The following is a 669-nucleotide window of genomic DNA, read 5'->3' on the forward strand; positions in this document are numbered from 1 at the left end:
TCCGCATCGAGCGCGGCGAGCCCGGTGCGCCACGCCTGCTGCAGTGGCGGCAAGCGCGCGTCACGATAGCCGTCGCCATGATTGCTGGCGATCTTGGCGTCCACGAGCGCAGCCACGGGGATCATCGGGCGATCTGCGCTCGCGGCGTTTTGTGGCATGAGGCAGTCACATAGCGCAGAGAGCGCGCGCCACTGCACCGCGTCGCAAAACACGGGTGTCGCAGGCACAGCCATGCGTTCGTCAATCACCGCGCGAGTTGCATCGTCCCAAGAGACGCTGTCGCGCTTCTGTAGCACGTCATAGCCCGGGTACCGGGTCTTAGGAGGCAATGTCATCGCTCGGTTTTCCTCAATCGCAAGGCAGCGAGTCCCGCCAGGGCCAGCGCCGTAAAGCTAGGAGGGGCCGGCAAAGGCGGCCCGTTCAATACGTTCTGGGTCCAGTTGCGCCAGCCGCCCTGATTGCGCGCAATGCCGCGTGCGTGAAACGCCGAGCCGATGAGTCCGAGCGCGGTCGTCAGCTGGAGCCACAGCCGCGCAAGCCACCGTTCGCGCGGCGCCGCAAGCGCCGCGTGGGTCAGCAAGGCGGCCGCCATCGGTGGTATCGTCACCGGCGCGTACATGACCGGGTTTTGAAAAGAGCCCCTGAAGTGCAACAACGCGACTTCGCCAA

1 protein-coding gene and 1 pseudogene are annotated in these 669 nt (G+C 65.8%); both read right to left on the reverse strand.

The genetic code is table 11. The annotated features are described in order from the left end of the window. On the reverse strand, window positions 1-335 hold a 335-nt coding region (locus tag AWB74_RS45120), incomplete at its 3' end, for a gluconate 2-dehydrogenase subunit 3 family protein (RefSeq protein ID WP_143749574.1). Then, window positions 332-669, reverse strand: a pseudogene (locus AWB74_RS45125) (hypothetical protein); the annotation flags it as partial. The pseudogene AWB74_RS45125 and the gene AWB74_RS45120, both read right to left, overlap by 4 nt.

The organism is Caballeronia arvi (assembly GCF_001544695.2).
In the GTDB taxonomy this organism is placed as follows: Bacteria; Pseudomonadota; Gammaproteobacteria; order Burkholderiales; family Burkholderiaceae; genus Caballeronia; species Caballeronia arvi.